This is a genomic window from Planococcus liqunii, from assembly GCF_030413595.1.
Lineage (GTDB): Bacteria > Bacillota > Bacilli > Bacillales_A > Planococcaceae > Planococcus > Planococcus liqunii.
In genome coordinates, this window is the sequence record NZ_CP129238.1 from 815,385 (window position 1) to 833,634 (window position 18,250).

General features: G+C 47.2%; 16 protein-coding genes. 13 read left to right on the forward strand and 3 right to left on the reverse strand.

What is annotated here, in order from left to right; translation table 11 throughout:
• Nucleotides 1-71 precede the first annotated feature (71 nt).
• The 7 genes from QWY22_RS04100 to QWY22_RS04130 all read left to right on the forward strand — a co-directional run bounded on the left by QWY22_RS04100 (nt 72) and on the right by QWY22_RS04130 (nt 9,714).
• Nucleotides 72-1,727 (forward strand): SWIM zinc finger family protein, encoded by a 1,656-nt coding sequence (locus tag QWY22_RS04100; protein WP_300983200.1) that lies wholly within the window; start codon nt 72-74, stop codon nt 1,725-1,727.
• A 28-nt stretch (nt 1,728-1,755) separates the two neighbouring features.
• A complete protein-coding gene (locus QWY22_RS04105; protein WP_300983201.1) occupies nt 1,756-2,304 on the forward strand; it encodes a DUF6155 family protein in 549 nt (182 codons plus the stop codon).
• A 355-nt stretch (nt 2,305-2,659) separates the two neighbouring features.
• Nucleotides 2,660-4,582 carry a PTS mannitol transporter subunit IICBA gene (locus QWY22_RS04110; protein ID WP_300983202.1) on the forward strand — a complete coding sequence of 641 codons (1,923 nt, stop codon included), beginning with the start codon at nt 2,660-2,662 and terminating at the stop codon, nt 4,580-4,582.
• A gap of 101 nt (nt 4,583-4,683) precedes the next feature.
• Nucleotides 4,684-6,765, forward strand: a complete 2,082-nt coding sequence (locus QWY22_RS04115) for a BglG family transcription antiterminator (RefSeq protein WP_300983203.1) — start codon at nt 4,684-4,686, stop codon at nt 6,763-6,765.
• A gap of 5 nt (nt 6,766-6,770) precedes the next feature.
• On the forward strand, nt 6,771-7,910 hold the full coding sequence (locus QWY22_RS04120; protein ID WP_300983204.1) for a mannitol-1-phosphate 5-dehydrogenase: 1,140 nt from the start codon (nt 6,771-6,773) through the stop codon (nt 7,908-7,910).
• Nucleotides 7,911-8,087: 177 nt separating this feature from the next.
• Nucleotides 8,088-8,636, forward strand: a complete 549-nt coding sequence (locus tag QWY22_RS04125; protein ID WP_300983206.1) for a sigma-70 family RNA polymerase sigma factor — start codon at nt 8,088-8,090, stop codon at nt 8,634-8,636.
• Nucleotides 8,611-9,714, forward strand: coding sequence for a DUF4179 domain-containing protein (locus tag QWY22_RS04130; protein WP_300983208.1), 1,104 nt, complete (start codon nt 8,611-8,613; stop codon nt 9,712-9,714). Before QWY22_RS04125 ends, QWY22_RS04130 begins: the two co-directional genes overlap by 26 nt.
• Before the next feature lie 80 nt (nt 9,715-9,794).
• Here the strand turns inward: QWY22_RS04130 and QWY22_RS04135 are convergent, their stop codons facing one another.
• Together QWY22_RS04135 and QWY22_RS04140 are read right to left on the reverse strand one after the other, a co-directional pair.
• Nucleotides 9,795-10,739, reverse strand: a complete 945-nt coding sequence (locus tag QWY22_RS04135; RefSeq protein ID WP_300983210.1) for an excalibur calcium-binding domain-containing protein — start codon at nt 10,737-10,739, stop codon at nt 9,795-9,797.
• Between the two features lie 277 nt (nt 10,740-11,016).
• Nucleotides 11,017-11,202 carry a hypothetical protein gene (locus QWY22_RS04140; RefSeq protein ID WP_300983212.1) on the reverse strand — a complete coding sequence of 62 codons (186 nt, stop codon included), beginning with the start codon at nt 11,200-11,202 and terminating at the stop codon, nt 11,017-11,019.
• Nucleotides 11,203-11,602: 400 nt separating this feature from the next.
• On the opposite strand from QWY22_RS04140, the gene QWY22_RS04145 reads away from it, so the two are divergent.
• The 5 genes from QWY22_RS04145 to QWY22_RS04165 all read left to right on the forward strand — a co-directional run bounded on the left by QWY22_RS04145 (nt 11,603) and on the right by QWY22_RS04165 (nt 16,058).
• Nucleotides 11,603-12,319, forward strand: coding sequence for a PspA/IM30 family protein (locus tag QWY22_RS04145; RefSeq protein WP_036804129.1), 717 nt, complete (start codon nt 11,603-11,605; stop codon nt 12,317-12,319).
• A 51-nt stretch (nt 12,320-12,370) separates the two neighbouring features.
• Entirely contained in the window at nt 12,371-13,405 is a 1,035-nt protein-coding gene (locus QWY22_RS04150; RefSeq protein WP_300983214.1) for a TFIIB-type zinc ribbon-containing protein, read from the forward strand.
• Nucleotides 13,402-14,184, forward strand: coding sequence for a TPM domain-containing protein (locus QWY22_RS04155; RefSeq protein WP_300983216.1), 783 nt, complete (start codon nt 13,402-13,404; stop codon nt 14,182-14,184). The genes QWY22_RS04150 and QWY22_RS04155 overlap by 4 nt, the downstream gene beginning before the upstream one ends.
• A 33-nt stretch (nt 14,185-14,217) precedes the next feature.
• Entirely contained in the window at nt 14,218-15,186 is a 969-nt protein-coding gene (locus QWY22_RS04160; RefSeq protein WP_300984323.1) for an SPFH domain-containing protein, read from the forward strand.
• Nucleotides 15,187-15,269: 83 nt separating this feature from the next.
• Nucleotides 15,270-16,058, forward strand: coding sequence for a class I SAM-dependent methyltransferase (locus QWY22_RS04165; protein WP_300983217.1), 789 nt, complete (start codon nt 15,270-15,272; stop codon nt 16,056-16,058).
• 69 nt (nt 16,059-16,127) lie between these two features.
• Here the strand turns inward: QWY22_RS04165 and QWY22_RS04170 are convergent, their stop codons facing one another.
• Complete coding sequence (locus QWY22_RS04170) at nt 16,128-16,859, reverse strand: metal-binding protein ZinT (protein ID WP_300983219.1); 732 nt, start codon at nt 16,857-16,859, stop codon at nt 16,128-16,130.
• Between the two features lie 342 nt (nt 16,860-17,201).
• Between QWY22_RS04170 and QWY22_RS04175 the strand changes: the two genes are divergently transcribed.
• The gene (locus QWY22_RS04175) at nt 17,202-18,059 is read left to right on the forward strand and encodes a YitT family protein (RefSeq protein ID WP_300983220.1); all 858 of its coding nucleotides are present in this window, start codon (nt 17,202-17,204) and stop codon (nt 18,057-18,059) included.
• Nucleotides 18,060-18,250: the final 191 nt, after the last annotated feature.

Sequence of the window (18,250 nt, forward strand, 5' to 3'; positions counted from 1 at the left end):
GAAATCAGCATTATAGCCCGTTTCGCCTTCCCAATCCATCCGGCTATAATGGAACCAAGAGGTGAACTTTTATGAAGTTAAGCAACTTAGAAAAAAACGTGCCTGCTAAGCTGTATAAAAGAGGCATGGATTATTTTGAACAGAATTATGTGAAAGGCTTGAGGGAAGATGGGCCGAACCGCTGGCATGGAGTTGTGTCCGGCACTAACGATTATCATGTGTCGGTGCTTTTAAGTGAAGAGGATGAGATTTTGTCCTCTTTCTGCACCTGCCCTTTTGAATCCGATTCTTTGTGCAAACATGAAGTGGCCGTTTGCCTGGCGATCCAAGAGCATAAAAATGAATACGTTCCTGCTCCCGTGGATGTTATGTCCGAGTTGAAGGGAATGAAAAAAGCGGAGCTGCTGGAACTCCTGGAAGACTTGCTGCAGCAACAGCCGGCTGTGAATCTATATTTAGCGGAAAAATTCTCAGAAACAGCCGAAATGGATGAAGCGAAGGCCCGCCGGATCATCCGCAAATCGGCAAATCGTGCAAGCCGAAGTGGGTTTATCGAATGGGACCGGACGGATCAGGCAATCGAGGGGGCGCTGGAAGTCCAGGACTATTTGGATACACTCGACCTGGCACAGGACGGCGAAAGGATTATTCTCCTCAGTTTAATCATTGTCCACGAATGCAGCAAAATGCTTGAGAAAGCGGATGACTCGTCGGGAATAATCGGAACGGTAATAGGCGAAAGCCTCGGGAAGATTGGAGAAGTAATGGAGCAGTGGCCGGAAAGCTTGAATCGCGTGGTTTTTGACCGGATATTGGACTTGTTTTATCCTGCCATCCTTTTTCATCTGGAACAGGATATGACCGATGTACCGGCGTCACTTGTAGGGTCCTTGATGGAGTGGAGCGACCGAGGGAATTATGGCACAGAAATCTATAGTTTTATTGAAAAGGTAATTAGCAGTGAAGCGCTGCAAAACAAGTCCTATCGGTACGAAGCCGAACAATTCCGCTTGTTTCAGCTAATGATTTTGCAGGAGCGAGGAGACCAAGCGGCGGTGGAAGAGTTCTATCGAACGCACAGTGCTTTTCCATATATACGGAAAGCGCAAGTCGAGCAGGCGATGGAAGCGGGTGAGTTTGAACAAGCCATCCGCTTGTGCAAAGAATCGGAGCTAATAGATTCAGATTTGCCGGGCTTGGTGCGGGACTGGAAAAAGGCGCGATTTGAAGCGTATGCCTTGGCCGGCTGGAAAAAACATCAAATCGCTCTTGCCTATGAACTTGTTGCTGCCGGCGAGAAGGATTATTATCATGCGTTGAAAAAACTGGTGGAGGCTGACAAATGGCAGGAAACAGTGGCATCTTTGCTGAAGGGTTTGAAGAAGCTGAGATGGAATTCTGATCTTTATGTGACCATCCTCGTCGAGGAAAAGATGACCGAAGAACTGCTGGAATATTGCCGGGCCAACCTTCATACTATCGAAACGCTGTACCCGCATTTATTGGCGGAGTATCCGCTGGAAGTGAATGAGCTTTTCACTTCTTACATTTATCAGTTGGTAGCACCCACTTCCGACCGCAAGAAATATCAGGAAGCATGCAGAAAAATCAAGATTTATAAAAAAGCATTAGGAAAAGAAGCGGCTGTCGTATTGATTGATGAACTTAAATTTATGTACCCGAAACGCAAAGCGCTGCTTGATGAATTGTCGAAGATTTCGTATTAATGATGGCAATGAGAGGAGGCCGTTGCAAATGGCTAAACTGAAAGTAAGCGAATTGAAAAAGCATCTGAAATCTTACAGCAACGAGAATCTTATCCGTTTGATTGTCGAGTTATCTAAGACCAGCAAGGAAGCGCAGAATTTCTTGGCGGCTGAAGTTCAAGGGGAAGCAGCAGTTGCCGAATTGCACGAAGAGGCAAAAACTCAGATACAGAATGAGTTTTTCCCACGAAAAGGGGAGCCGAAACTCCGCCTTTCCCAGGCGAAAAAAGCAATCAGCAATTTTGCGAAATTCACAGATGACCAATTTTTGAAAACCGACTTGATGCTATACTATGTTGAACTTGGAACGGAATTCACGGCGGCTTACGGGGATATTGATGGGGCGTTTTATTATAGCATGGCCACGATGTTTGACCAGGTCGCTGATGCCTGTAACCGTGACGAACGCCTTTATCAGCAGGTAAGCGAGCGTCTTGAAGCCGTTGTTTCAAATGCAAGAGGCATCGGATGGGAATACCCGGATAATTTGGCTGAAAGCTATTATTCAATTGAGTGGTTAGCTGGTGAGGAAGAATAAAAAGCAGTTGTATACGGAAAACCGACAGGCGGAAACTTTTTAGTTGTTGCCTGTATTTTTATTGCCTAAAGGTTTCCACCCCAAGCCTTATCAGCGTTCCAGCAGCTTTCTATCGGTGTTTTTCATTTTCCTATCCGTGTTTTTTTAGTTTCTAACGGTGTTATCAAGCTTTCTATCGATATTCCCCACTTTCCTTCTCAACTGTGTTTCTTCTATATAAAACACTAACCATACCCTTGTCCAAACACCTGCGACAAAGTTAACTTTCCTTCTCATTGAATGCGCTTCCATTTGTCCTCTATGATAAGAGTAAGAAGAAAACAGAAACTGCTCTTTAGCAGAAAGGATGGAAGACATGAATCAATCAGCAATGAAAGTTTCCGTACAGAAGTTTGGCAACTTCCTGAGTTCGATGGTGCTGCCGAACATCGGCGCGTTTATCGCTTGGGGATTAATTACGGCATTGTTCATCCCGACCGGCTTTTTCCCGAACGAAGAACTTGGCAAAATGGTCGGGCCGATGGTTACATACATGCTGCCGCTCTTGATTGGGTATACAGGAGGACGGCTAATTTATGATCAGCGGGGAGGCGTCGTCGGGACGATCGCAACGATGGGCGTCATTATCGGAGCTCCGGATACACCGATGTTCCTGGGCGCCATGATCATGGGGCCGCTTGGGGCGTTCGTCATCAAGAAATTTGACGGATTGATCGAAGGCAAAATCCGCACCGGTTTTGAAATGCTGGTCAACAACTTCTCTGCCGGGATTATTGGCGGCGTTTTAGCCATCCTGGCATTCCTAGGAGTCGGGCCGGCTGTAAAAGCATTTACCGAAGTCTTGGTATCAGGCGTTGACTGGTTATTGGAAGCGGGGCTATTGCCGCTGACAAGCATTCTGATTGAACCAGCGAAAATCCTGTTCTTAAACAACGCCATCAACCACGGCGTCTTGTCGCCGATCGGTTTGGAACAAGTCCAGCAAGCTGGAAAATCCATTCTGTTCTTACTCGAAGCAAACCCAGGACCGGGTCTTGGTGTCCTGCTTGCGTTCATGCTGTTCGGCAAAGGCATGGCAAAACAATCAGCACCGGGTGCGGCTATCATTCATTTCTTCGGCGGGATCCACGAAATTTATTTCCCGTATGTCTTAATGAAGCCGATGTTGCTGCTGTCCGTCATTGCAGGTGGTATGAGCGGCGTGTTCACACTTGTTTTGATGGGCGGAGGCTTGGTTGCTCCGGCATCACCGGGAAGCATCCTGGCAATTGCAGCGGTTACGCCGCCTGAAGGCATGGCATATGTAGCCAACTTCGCAGCGGTACTTGTAGCGACAACGGTGTCCTTCCTGATTTCTGCTGTGATCTTGAAATCCAGCAAGCAGACAGATGAAGACATCAACGAAGCCACAAAGAAAATGGAACAAATGAAAGGCAAGAAAAGTTCGGTTGCCGGAAACTTAACGGGCACGGCGGCTACGGCAACAGGGGTTATGCCGAGCAATGTTGAAAAAATCGTCTTTGCCTGCGACGCCGGAATGGGGTCGAGCGCGATGGGGGCATCGCTTCTGCGCAAGAAAGTGAAAGAAGCAGGGCTTGATGTCAAAGTGACGAACACAGCCATCAGCACGATTCCTGCCGATTCCGAGATCGTCATTACGCAGGAAGAATTAACGCCGCGTGCACAAAGCAAAGTGCCGAATGCGTACCACATTTCAGTGGATAATTTCTTATCCAGTCCCGAATACGACCGGTTGATCGACAGCCTGAAAAACGGCGTGACCGGCGAACAGGGCGAACTGGTTGAAGAAAGTGAAGCGCCAGTAGCCGAACAAAACGAACCGGCTGCAGACGATCAGCTTTTATTGGAAGAGAACATCTTCATCGGACAGGATTTCCGCAGCAAAGAAGAAGCGATCCGCTTTGCCGGAGAAGCACTTGTGAATGCCGGCTACGTGGAGGAGTCCTATGTCGATGAAATGATGAAGCGCGAAGAAATCACGACAACGTATATGGGCAACAACGTGGCGATTCCGCACGGCACCGAAGAAGCGAAAAAATCGGTCATCAAATCAGGCTTTACTGTTGTTCAAGTTCCAAATGGAGTAGACTTTAATGGAGAAAGTGCGAAACTGATTTTCGGCATCGCCGGCAAAGACGGCACACATTTGGACATCCTGTCCGGCATCGCAGTCATCTGCGCAGAACAGGACAATGTGGACCAGCTGGCAGAAGCGAAATCCGCTAAAGAAATACTCGCAATCATCAACAGCAACTAAACAGTCGGAACTTAAAGGTAGGGGAATTCCTGCCTTTTTGTTCTATTTTGCATTTCTCGCTCTTGAAAAAGGAAAACTTACAAGTGAAATGAGTGAGTGAGATGTTTATCACGTTTAGGGAAAAATCCATCATCGAATTGATTGTCCGAACATCCGGAAAGCATACCGTGCATTCCTTATCTACCTATTTGAATGTCAGTGCCCGAACAATCCAGCGGGATTTGAAGTCCGTTGAAAAGCTGCTGCTGCAATTCGACTTGGCCGTGAAGCGCACCGTGAGCGAAGGGTTGTTTATTGACGGCAATAACGAACAGATTTACCGTCTTGTGCAAAGCTTGATCAGCGTCAACCCGACCGATGAAACACCGGAAGAGCGCAAATTGAGTCTGCTGATCACGCTGCTGCACGAAGGCCCTTCTTTTAAAATGCAGGTGCTCGCAGGTCAGTTGGGCATCAGCACCGCAACTTTGACGTCCTATTTGGATGACTTGACCGACTGGCTGCATAAATTCTCGGTCCGGCTGACCCGCAGAAAAGGCGTCGGCGTGGAAATAGAAGGCGAAGAAGGCCATAAACGGCATGCGCTGGCCAGCTACTTTCTTATTTATTTTTACGAAGAACTGATCGAAAGTTTGTATTTCCTTCAACAAGGGAAAAACCTGGAAGAGAAAATACTCGGTTATTTTTCACCGCAGTACTTGGCGCTCGTGGATCAATTGGTGAACCATAGGATCAACAAAGAACAAACCCGCTTGGCTGACAGTGATTATGTCGGACTGGTTGTCCATATTTGTTTGACGCTTCAGCGGACCGACCAGCATTATTTATTGGGACATGGTGCAGCAAGCGAATCCACTGCGGAGCAGCAAGTGATTGCGGCAGTTGGCGCTGAATTGAACAGCAAACTGGGCATCCGGTTGACTGTGGAGGACATTCGGTTTCTCGCGGTAATTTTAAAAGGCTCCAAAGTACAGGCGGCTGACATGGTGTATTACGACAGCGTGCTGCTCGGCAAGCTGATCCAAAACCTGATTGCTGATGTATCGGCTCAGCTCCATGTTGACCTGACCGACGACTTTTCGCTTTACCAGGGCTTGCTCGCGCATATGGGGCCGTCCATTTTCCGGCTGAAGCAAAACCTGGAATCGTTCAATCCGCTGACGGAAGAAATCAAGCGCAAATACCCGGTATTGTTCATGGCCGTCAAGCAAGGGCTGGAAAACGAGTTCAAGGACCTTGAGTTTCCAGGAAACGAAATCGCCTATATTGTGCTGCATTTCGGTTCGGCATTATTAATGAATGAAGAAAAAGTGCAGATTGATGCGGTAGTCGTTTGCCCGACCGGCATCGGCACATCGAAAATGCTGGCGAGCCGCATCCAAAAAGAATTGGCCGAAATCAATTCGGTGGAAATCCTGTCTATCAACGATTTCCAATCGGCCCATTTCCAGGACTACGATTTGGTGATTTCCACAATCCGTTTGCCGGTCACCGATGTCGATTACATCATGGTAAGCCCCTTGCTTAGCGACAAGGACATCAGTTCCATCGAAAGCTACCTGCAGCACAATATCGAGAAAATCACCCGCAAAAAACAGTATTTGGGCGAGGGAAATGCCGAAGAACCGCTGCTTAAGAAAAACCGGCCGAACGTCCAAAATCTCTTGCGGGAAATAAAAGACGTCCAGACAAGCATGGAAGCGATACTGGCGAACTTCAAAGTGTTCCGCGGGCAAGGAGCATCCGGGCAAAACCAGGTGTTGATGGATGTGCTCACGCAAGCCGAAAGGGACGGGCTGGTAGGGAATGCAGAAGCAGCGATGCGTGAGCTTGCAGCCCGTGAAGCAAAAGGCGGGTTTGGCATCCCCAACACCACGATGGCCCTGTTCCATTGCCGCGATGAAACGGTGAAAGAGCTCCTGTTCCAGGTGGTGCATCTGGATACGCCGTGTACGGTGAAAGGGATGGACGGGGAACCTGTAGCGATGCGCAATCTGCTGCTTATGCTCGCCCCGCTGGATATGACCGCCAGGGAACAGGAAATCCTCAGCCTCATCAGTTCGACGCTGATCGAAAGCGATGCCGCAATGATGATTTTTTCTTCCTCGAACGAGAATATGATCCGCAACAAACTGGAAGATGTGTTTTTTGAGTACCTACAAAATAACTTGATAAAGGAATGATGACGTTGAAACAAGCCGTTCATTTTGGAGCAGGAAATATTGGCAGAGGGTTTATCGGAGCATTGTTTTCCAAATCCGATTACCACGTAACATTTGTGGATGTGGCTGATCAGATCATCGATAAATTAAACGAAGAGAAAACCTACCAAGTCAACTTGGCACAAGCCGAGCCGGAAAGCATCACGATTAAACATGTATCAGGCGTCAACAATATGAAAGACGAAGCAGGGGTTATCGAGGCGATTGGGCAAGCGACATATTTGACGACCGCAATCGGACCGAACATCTTGCCGCGGATTGCGCCGTTAATTGCAAAAGCCATTACGGAACGCCTGCAGGCAACCGATGAAAAACTGTATGTCATCGCCTGTGAAAACCAGATCGGTGCGACGGATATTTTGAAGAAACATATCTTCGATAACCTGGATGAAGAAACGAAAAACAAGCTGGACGGCAACGTCTATTTCTTCAATTCGGCAGTCGATCGGATTGTGCCGATCCAGGACAGCAGCTCCCTTGATGTGCTGGTCGAGCCGTATTACGAATGGGTCGTGGAAACGAGTGAAACGATTCCCCCGGTTGAAGGCATGACGATTGTCGAAGACCTTGCTCCTTTTATCGAGCGCAAGCTCTTTACTGTGAATACGGGACACGCCGTGATTGCCTACCTTGGCTACTTAGCTGGCAAACCGACAATCGACCAGTCTTTGGCCGATAGCGAAATCGAAGACCAAGTGCGGGAAACGCTGAAAGAAACCGGCGCTTACCTTGTAAAAGAATACGGCCTCGATGAAGACGAACATTTGGTGTATATCAATAAAAACATCGAGCGCTTTAAGAACTCTTATTTAAACGACGGCGTCACACGGGTAGGACGGGCACCAATCCGCAAGCTCGGCCCGGATGACCGCTTTGTGCGCCCGGCAATGCAAGCCCAAAAAGCGGGCTTGCCATACACCTATCTCGCTAAAGCAATTGCCGCTGCGCTTGCGTTCGACAACCCGGAAGACGAAGACGCAGTGAAAATCCAAGCGATGATCCAAGAAAACGGACCCTCATCCGTATTGAAAGAAATCAGCGGCTTGGACGCGGACAGCGGCATTGCTCAAGAAGTGGTTCGGCAGTATGAAGCGTTGAAAGCGTAAGTGAATAAGATAGTGTGGAAAAACCTCTCAAGATGATTCTTGAGAGGTTTTTTCATGCTGTATTTTATTTTATCCAATGCTTTTCAGAATAATGGTAAAGTTTTACTGAAGATGTAAAAATAAACGAAACGTTTTGAGAGGCTCCCGTCTCTAATAAGTAAAGGGAGGATGAGGTGGATGCAGCACGATGAAGAAAAAATTGACGCGGCGATCCAAGGTGACCGCTTGGCGCTTCAACAGCTATTGAAAGCTGAAAAAGTAAAATTGTACCGCATGGCGTTTACATACGTGAAGAACGAGGAAGATGCACTGGAGATTTTTCAGCAGACGGTTCTTCAAGCCATTGAATCGGTGCACCAAGTAAAAGAGCCAGCTTATTTTTCCACTTGGCTGACACGAATTTGCATCAATAAAGCATTGGCAGTTCTAAAGAGGAACAAAAAGCTGGTTGTAATGGACGAAGTGGAAGAACGGAGAGCCGCAAACGATACTTCCGCTGAGATTGCCCAGCAGCTCGATGTGGCGAACGCGTTGGGCTTATTGCCGGAGAAATATAAGACGGCGTTGATGCTGCGGTATTATCAGGATTTTACGGTGAAGCAAATTGCGGAAGTGATGAATTGTCCGGAAGGAACCATAAAGACAATCATACACCGGGGATTGGCCTTGCTGAAAAAAGATTTGAAGGGAGTGTATGCAGATGAACGAAAAAGAGATTTCAATTAAGAAGGCAATGGAGCAAATAGACGTACCTGAAGACCGCCTGGATTTAATTATTGAAAATGCTTTTCTTGAAACGGCTCCGGCAAAACCTAAAAAACGGCGCAAATGGCTGCTTCCGGCTGCAGCGGCATCCATTCTTTTTATTGGCATTTCAGCAGCTACCCTTACTGCATCTCCGGCACTTGCAAATTATATGGCGGAACTGCCATTTATCGGAAATGTATTTTCAATTTTTGCAGAAGAAGAGGAAGGGCTATTGCAATACGAGCGCTTCAGTGAAAAAGTAGGATTGTCTCAAACGAGCAATGGCGTGACGATTTCAATCGATCAGGCCGTGTATGATGGTACCAATGTGACCTTTACTTATACCGTTAGCGCTGAAAAAGAATTGGACGAATCTGCAAGACTTACTGGATTCCCTCAGCTACTGGAAGCGGAAGGCGTAAATGCTTCGATGGATTGGGAAATAAAAGAAGAAACCCTCGTGGGAATGAATTCCATGCCGCATCTTAACGAAGAAGCTGCTCAAGTTAATGTGCTATGGGAACCGGTCAGCCTCTACACCGATAACGGAGAGATAGAAGGGGATTGGAAATTCGAGTTTGCGGTGGATCAGTTGAAGAAAGATCCCATCGTTCTGGATGAAAAAGTTACAGATAGCGGCGTGACAGTGCACTTCACCGAAGTTACCTTTACTGATATTGCGGTGAATATTGCATACCAGCAATTGGTTGATCCTGCATTATTGACAGAATGGGAAGCTGTAGAAGCCGAATTAATCGCCCAAAACAATTTGGGGAACGTTTATAAAGTTCCTTATAACGGAGGCACCGCTTATGCGGGAGCCATAACAAGGGAAGACTTATTCTGGACAGCGACGATGAGAGGTTTGGATCCTCAAGCCACTTCATTAACATTTTACCCGTTTGCCCATATTAGCCGATTTGTTGATGGAACTTCGGAGTGGATACGGATAGAATTTGATGCTTTGGAAATCAATATGCTCGAAGGAACGTATCAGATTGTTAAAGATCCGGTGTTTCCTGTTCTGGAGGAAGAAGATGAGGAAGAGGAAGAATAGAAAGGTATACAAAACCCGCACTGGCTTAGTTGCCGGAGCGGGTTGATGTTTGTGATAAATATTCTGTGTTAAAAAGAAGTTTATGGGAGACTTTCACAAGCAATGCCATCATCGTCATTTCCATCTAAGCGATGTGGATCCGATGGTCCAGAGGCTTCCATAAATGCTTGGGCAGCTGCTTGAGTTGAGAAGTCGCTGCAATTCTTATCGGCACCTGATGTATCGTATGCAGTGGTGGCTGCTTGTGAGCTTTGCTGTTTTTTCTTTTCTTCGGCGGCAGCTATTGCTTCTTGTTCAGCTTTCTGAGCAGCAGCGGCCTGTTCAGCTTTGGCAAGTTCAGCCGCTTCTTGGGCTTTGCGGTCTTCTTCAGCTTTTTGAGCAGCGGCAGCCTGTTCAGCTTTAGCAAGTTCAGCCGCTTCTTGGGCTTTGCGATCTTCTTCAGCTTTTTGAGCGGCGGCAGCCTGTTCGGCCTTGGCGAGTTCAGCTGCTTCTTGGGCTTTGCGATCTTCTTCAGCTTTTTGAGCGGCGGCAGCCTGTTCGGCCTTGGCGAGTTCAGCTGCTTCTTGAGCTTTGCGGTCTTCTTCAATTTTCTGGGCAGTAGCTTGTTCAGTTTTTTCTTGGGCCTCTTCTTCACCTTTTAAAGTTTGAGATAAAGCGTTGGGTTCACTTGGCGATTCAGATGTATCATTCGATTCATTGCTGCTTTCTGGAGACAGCAAAATCATTAAGAAAAACGAAAACACCATGAGCAGTCCAGCTACTGGACGATTCGGGATGCGAAGTAAAGAAAGTTTTCCACGTATCAAAGCCCCAATGGATAAGAAGAAAATCAATGTAACTACTACAAGCAGGAACTGAACAAGTCCACCTGTTAGCAAATTGGAAATCAGACTGAATATCAGTAAGAAATAAACAAAAGAAGCAATAACCTTTTTCCAAGGTCGGTTGGATCGAAACCCCGGGACTTTCTTTAGCCACTCTTTTAAGGTGATGCTGTTTCTACTAGGTGTATTGCGGTTATTCATTGAAAAACCTCCTGGGGATTAGTATTCAAAATAAGGAAAAACAGTGATAAAGAAAAGCATTCACATGTGACAACATTTTTTTGTTACTTTTAGTAATATTTCCTTTTAGTATGACACGATTTACCATAATAGGATACATTATTTTTATTAAATGTTTATATTTAGTAATGTAGAAACAAAGTTTTATTTTGAAAGTGCAAAACCCGTTCCGGCATAATTGCCAGAACGGGTTTTTGGGTTAGTTTATGTAATAGCAACTGAAATAGCAGCTCGTATTTTAAGTGAGCTTTTTATTGGGTACTGATGTAGGTTTCCTTCTTTTCAACGATTTATACCAAGGTTCACCGATAAAGAAAAATGGAAGCAGCAGAAGCCCCCAAAGCGCATTCTCTTTCAATTGTCCAAATGCCGCTATGAGCAATACTGCAAGAATTCCTAGAGAAAATAACATGTATTTAATCATTGAGTTCACTCCCTTCATTTATCTTAACAATAACTGGGAAATGCCGCATCTTCTTTCGGTGTTTTTTCTTCTTCATTTGAAAAACTGAAAGTAGAGTTCCGCGAATAAATCCCTATTTCATTTCTTCTCGTACCCAACTCCCTGCATTCGCCTCTTATCTGCGTTTATCCAATTTCTTATCTGTGTTATTTTTCTCCTTAACCGTGTTTCGGCTATTTCTATCCTTGTTTCAACATTTTCTATCGGTGTTTCCAGATTTTCTATCCTAGTTCTGAATTCCGCCGATTATCAGGAACACTCAAATTTCCCCCATGATTATCCCGCCCCAATTAAGGGTAATCTCTTCCTTAAGAGGAACTGCAAAGCAGTCCGACAAAACCACACCAAAAGGAGAATGATGATGGAAATTTTAAAACGGTTTAGAGACATTATGGCGAGCAATATGAACGCGTTATTGGATCAGGCAGAGGATCCGGAGAAGATGATTGACCAGTATTTGAGAGACCTCAACAGCGACCTTGGAAAAGTGAAGTCGGAAACCGCGGCAATCATGGCGGCTGAGAAGCGGGAACGCCGTGAATTGGCAGAGCTGCAACAGGAAATTGAAGACATGCAGCGCTATGCGGTAAAGGCGCTTGAAGCACAAAATGAAGACGATGCGCGGAAATTCCTTCAGCGCAAAGCGGAACTGACGGAACGGGAAAAAACAATGCAGACGGCTGTCGAAATGGCTGCGACCAATACGACGCAGATGCGCCAGATGCACGACAAATTGGAGTCGGATATTTCCGAACTGGAATCGCGCCGCACAGAGCTGAAAGGAAAAGCATCTATGGCAAAAGCGCAGAACCGCATGAACGAGATGACGTCTTCGATGAACAGCACCGGCGAACGGATTTCTGCGTTCGATAAGATGGAGCAGCGGATCAACCAGGAGCTGGACCAGGCGATGTCGATGCAGGAACTCAATAAAGGTTCAGGCACGGACATTAAAGACTTAGCGGCAAAATACGAAACCGATAAGAAAGTGGACGACGAACTGGAATCGTTAAAGGCCGGAATCAATGTGGACGATGAGCTGGAAGCGCTGAAATCCCAGATGAACAAAGGCGAATAATGGCTGCCGTGAGAAACGTTGTTTCCCGCAGAATGAGGGGAGGAAGCCGGATTGGTTGTTCAATATAAATGTCCGAACTGCGGATCTGACATGGCGTTCGATGCAGAATCAGGAACGCTTTCCTGCCCGAATTGTGGGCGGCAAGACCGCATTGAAACGTTTCCGGAGGAGAACATCGAACAGACAGTTTCACCGGAAGAAACCGAAGCAAAGGAATACCATTGTGAAAACTGCGGCGCGGTGATTGTGACCGCGGCCGAGACGACAGCAACGCATTGCAGTTTTTGCGGTGCGCCGGTCGTGCTGTCGGAGCGGCTGACCGGTGAATTCGCTCCGGCGAAAGTCATTCCATTCAAGATCAGCAAGGAAGAAGCGGTGGCGGCTTTCCGGAAATGGACGCGAAACGGCCGGCTGACGCCGAGAGGTTTTATGAACGGCGACCGCATCAAGAAAATGACGGGCATGTATGTGCCGTTTTGGCTGTATGACATTGACGGCACGGCTGAAGTGGCAGCCATCGGTACACGCGTACATCAATACCAAAGGGGCGACACCATTTATACAGAGACAGATTTTTACGATGTCTACCGCGGCATCGACCTCAGTTATCTGAAAGTGCCGGCTGATGCATCGGAAAAAATGGACGATGAGTTGATGGATAAGCTCGAGCCATACGATTACCAGGAGCTGATGGATTTCAGGATGCCGTATCTTGCCGGCTACCTGGCAGAAAAATACGATTACGACGACGATGCCTTATTTTCCCGGGTCGAATCCAAAATTGTGCCGTATATCGATTCCTATATCAGCGGCACCATTTCGGGCTATTCAACTGTCAGTTATACGAACAAGCAGATTCAGGCGAACAAGCAAAAGGCTTACTATACGTTATTCCCTGTGTGGATGGTTTATTATGATTTTGAAAACAAGGAACACACCTTTGCGATGAATGGCCAGACCGGGAAAGTGGTTGGCAAACCGCCAATTAGCGGAGGCAAGGTCTTTGCCTGGTTTGCCGGCATCGCCGCCGGCACATTCGCAGTGTTGAAAGGCATTGCGTATGTAATGGGAGGTGTTCTTTGGTGAGCAGACGAACAAGCAAAGCGATGTTCATGTTTATCGTGTTGTTTTTCATCTCCCTATGGAGTGGAGCGGCCGTATTTGCAGAGACCGATCAGCATGTATACGACAATGCCGGCTTGCTGAGTGATGGGGAAATCCGGGAACTCGAAGCTCTTGCGGCGGAACACAGCCGGAAACACGACGCAGATTTTTTGTTTTTGACGACGCCCACAACAAATGGACAGCCAATTACTACATATATGGGCGATTTTTTTGAAAGATGGAAAGCGGAAAACAACCAGGAAAATGCGGTGCTGCTGACGATTGATATCGGCAGCCGGGAAGTGTACCTTGCCGGTTTCGGCACTGCTGAAACTTCACTCGACAACCAGCGGGTCGAACTGGTACTCGACCGGATCATGCCGTATATGAGCGCCGGGGAATACGGCGGGGCCTTCCATGAAACGGTCACCACATCGAGCCGTTACATGGAATACCGGCCAGGCGTCAATCCGGAAAACATTTTTCTGCAGACCTGGTTCCAGGCAGCGGTTGCTTTGCTGCTTGGCGGTGTAGTAGTCGGTTCGATGATTTTCAATGCAGGCGGACGGGTGACGACGACATCCCGTACCTATGTAGACAGCCAAAATACACAGGTTCGAAGCCGGCGCGACCAATTCCGCAACAAAACCGTTTCAAGGCGCAGAGTGCCTAAAAGCAATGGCGGAGGCGGTGGCGGATTTGGCGGCGGAGGCATGACCGGCGGGGGAAGTTCGTACAGCGGAGGCGGACGCAACTTCTAAGAGCGAATCGAATAAAAGGAAGGAATGAACAATATGGGGCTTTTCGGCAATCAATTCTCAGACGTAGTGGAATGGGATGAATTCAGGGAAGACATGATTTTTTGGAAATGGCACAACGACGAAATCAAAAAAGGCAGCCGGCTGATTATCCGGCCTGGACAAGACGCCATTTTCATCAATAACGGCAAAATCGAAGGGATTTTTGAAGACGACGGCGATTACGACATCGAATCGGAAATCGTGCCATTCCTGTCGACCTTAAAAGGATTTCGCTTCGGCTTTAACAGCGGCATGCGCGTTGAAGTGCTGTTTGTTAACACGAAAGAATTCACGGTCCGGTGGGGGACGCAAAACCCCATCAATATTCCGGCGCCTCAATTGCCGGGCGGTATGCCCATCCGTGCAAATGGCACGTTCCAGTTTAAAGTGAACGATTTTACCGCTTTGATTGATAAAATTGCGGGAATCCGCGACAGCTACCTGGTCGACGACGTAAAAATCCGGATTACGGCAATACTGGATCAGCTGCTGATGAAATGGATTACTAAAGAAGGCAAAGACATGTTCAACTTGCAGGCAAATGCCCACGAGATCGGCAAAGGCATCTCGGATGACCTCAATATGGAACTGATGGACGATGGCATGAAAATCACCGGCTTCCAGGTCATGAGCTTCAACTATCCGAAAGAAATCCAGGACATGATCAACAAAAACTCATCCCACGGCATGGTAGGCGATGTGTCGAAATACCAGCAGATTTCTGTGGCGGATGCCATTGCCAAAGGCAATTCTTCCGGGTCCGGCTCTGCGGCGGACATGGCCGGCATGATGGTCGGGATGAACATTGCCAAAGACATGATGGACACCATGAAAGAATCAAAATCCGGCGGCGGACAAACGGCTGGAGGCGACAGCGCCCAAGGGCCGAATTTCTGCCCGAACTGCGGCCAGAAAAACGAAGGCGCGAAGTTTTGTCCGAATTGCGGGCAGAAATTAGCATAGGCAAATAAAAGGAAATTTCTCCCGTGTTCGAGAATAAAACTAACAGGAAACAAATTCTCTAACACCGGAAAAGAGGAATTCTATTGGACCATTTACTGGCAGCAATGAAAATACTGGGTGATGACACAATTCAACGCACACAGCTGAAGCACCGCATCGATTTGGTCGAAGCGTTCGGCATTCAAGACGGAATGTCGGTCATTGAAGTCGGCTGCGGCCAAGGGGACACAACGGTTGCACTGGCAGACCGGGTTGGTGAAAGCGGCCGCGTGCTGGCGATTGATATTGCGCCGCCGGATTACGGTGCGCCCATCACGCTTGGTGAAGCAACGTCTTCCATTGCGGCATCTCCGCTTGGTTCCAGAGTGGAGTTTCAGCTGAAAACCGATTTGCTGGATTTGCGGGACGACCGGTTTGATGTTGCGGTGTTGTCGCATTGTTCCTGGTATTTCCGGGATCCGGATCAGCTGCTGCTGATATTGAAAAAGCTCCGCTGTATGGCCACCCGCATTTGCATCGCGGAATGGGACGTGAACTATACACAGCTATCCCAGCGCAGCCATTTTACAGCGGCGGCTATTTTGGCGTTGTACAGCGAGTTTGTCGAAAATGACGGCAATATCCAGCATTTATTTGATTCGCAGCAATTGCGGCATTTGCTGGAAGAAGCAGGCTGGAACGTGGCCGAAACTACGACGGTCGCGGCGTCTTATTTGCAGGACGGGGCTTGGGAAGCGGATTATGCCCGGTCAGTGCAACAGGCATTTTCAAAAGTGCCGCCGCGCATCAGGTCGCTTGTCGGCAGTTTTTATTCCTTGTTGGAGAAAGAGGAAATCACCAGTCTCGATAGCATCGTCATATTAGCCGAATAGCAGCTGAATATGGATTTAAGCCGATCGAATGCAGAGCAGCTGCTTTCGATCGGCTTTTTGGTTTTATCCTCAATGCGCCATCATTTCATGGGCAATCGTATGGCCATCCATTTCGGAAGGATAGTAAGTCGGCCAGTTCACCACTTCATCGAGCAAGGCTTCGCGATTGTCGCCCCAATACAAATGGTAATGGTCCGCGTCGGTCGGTGAAATGCCGTGGTCGCTGAACTGTATAAACTGCGGCATGCCGTCGCTGCCTTCTGTCAATTTAAAGACAAAGCGGACGCCCCGGTTGCCGGCTTCGTATGTAAGAATCTCATAGCCGTCGTATGTATAAGTGCCCGACAGTTCTTTGCCGTTTTGGAAAAAGCTCACTTGGTCTTCAGTGATGACAACTCGCTCCACGTCTGTCTCGTAGCCTTCGGTGTAATAGGTTTTGTATTCTTCGGCTGTCATGTCGTCTGAGTGCAGCGCTTTGTCCTCAAATACTTCATCTAGTTCGCCGTTTTCAAGAAGCGGATAGACGGATTGCCAATCGCCTGCCCAGTCGGAGAGGGAGCGGTCCTCTACTTGGCTGTCTTCAAAAAATCCGTCGTAGATTTTTTGTGATTCTTCGTCGTGTGCATGGCTGTGTTCATGGTCATGATCGTGATCGCTTTCCGTTTCTTTTGTTTCTACTTGTGCAGTGCTTGAAGAAGTTGCTTCTTTTTCAGCCTCGGAGGAATCTGCAGATTGGCATCCGGCTGCAAGCAAGGCAGTAAGAGCCAGGATTCCGGCGCTTTTGGTCAATGAATTTTTCATGAGTACACTCCTTTTATGTAAATCGTAATGATTACAATTTATGATTATACATATCAAAAGCGAGAATGTTAATAAAAAGATTATTCTGAATTTACAAATGCCCCAATTACCTCATCTACGGACATAACTTTTATTTTTTGACCCTTAAAGGAAACAAGAGAAAAATAAAACCGGGATCTAAAAAAGTTCTTTTCGCCTAGTGATTAAAACTTGCGCAGCAGCCATTCAATGCCCTATAATTTGATACATTGTGTCCGAATTTCATAAACTCGGAGAGAATTATGCACGGATTTTTGGCGCTGTGCCGCCAGCATTTTCAATTAGAAATGGAGAAGAACAAGTATGGACAGAGTTTACAGCACGGTGATCATTTTTCTGGGATCGCTTTTGCTTGGAGTAGCATTCAATATGTTTTTATTGCCGCATGAAATCTTATCAGGCGGAATCACGGGGATTGCGATGATATTTAGTTTAATGTTGCCGGTCAATGCCGGAATTTGGCTGATTCTCTTGAACATCCCGGTGTTGGTATTGGGCTGGATGAAGCTTGGAAAAGTATTCATTTTGAACAGCATTTTCTCGGTAGCTGTGACATCGATTTCGATGCTCTATATCCCGGTTATGAAAGTGACGGAAGATGCTTTGTTGTCATCGGTATTCGGCGGGGTCCTGGTTGGAGTTGGGGTCGGATTCATCATCCGCTTCTATGGTTCAACAGGCGGCTTTGACGTGATCGGCTTGCTTTTGACGATGAAACGCGACATTCCACTCGGCTTTTTGGTGTTTGGGTTGAATAGCTTAGTTGTTTTCATATCGGGTTTTATTTTCACATGGGAACTTGCGATGTATACGATGGCTTCCATTTATATCACGGGGCTTGTGGTTGACCGTATCCATACCCGCCATATCAAGCTGAGCCTGATGGTGGTGACCAGCAAAGGCGATGCCGTGAAAAAGCAATTGCTTGAACATCTTTACCGCGGCATTACGGTGACAGACGGGGAAGGCGCGTATTCGGGGAACAAAGTGAAAGTGCTTTACTCCGTCATTTCGCGCTATGAGCTCGCGTATGTCCGTCCGCTCATCAAGGAAATTGATCCAAACGCTTTCGTCAGCATCAGCGAAACGATGGAAGTCATGGGCAACTTCCGTAAAGACGATAATTTCAAAAAAGTGCCTGGTGCTTCTCAAATGATGTAAGACCAGCAGTAACCCCCTTCGAAGCTGAAAATCGGAGGGGTTTTTCGTTTATAAAATTTTTATCAGAATAATCAAAATAAGTATACCCAATTTGGGTAATTGGGTTTATGATGAAGGTAGAAGGAGGAGGATTTGAGATGGATCCAACATTTGGTTTTGTACCGATGCTCGTGCTTGCAGCCATTGCAGTC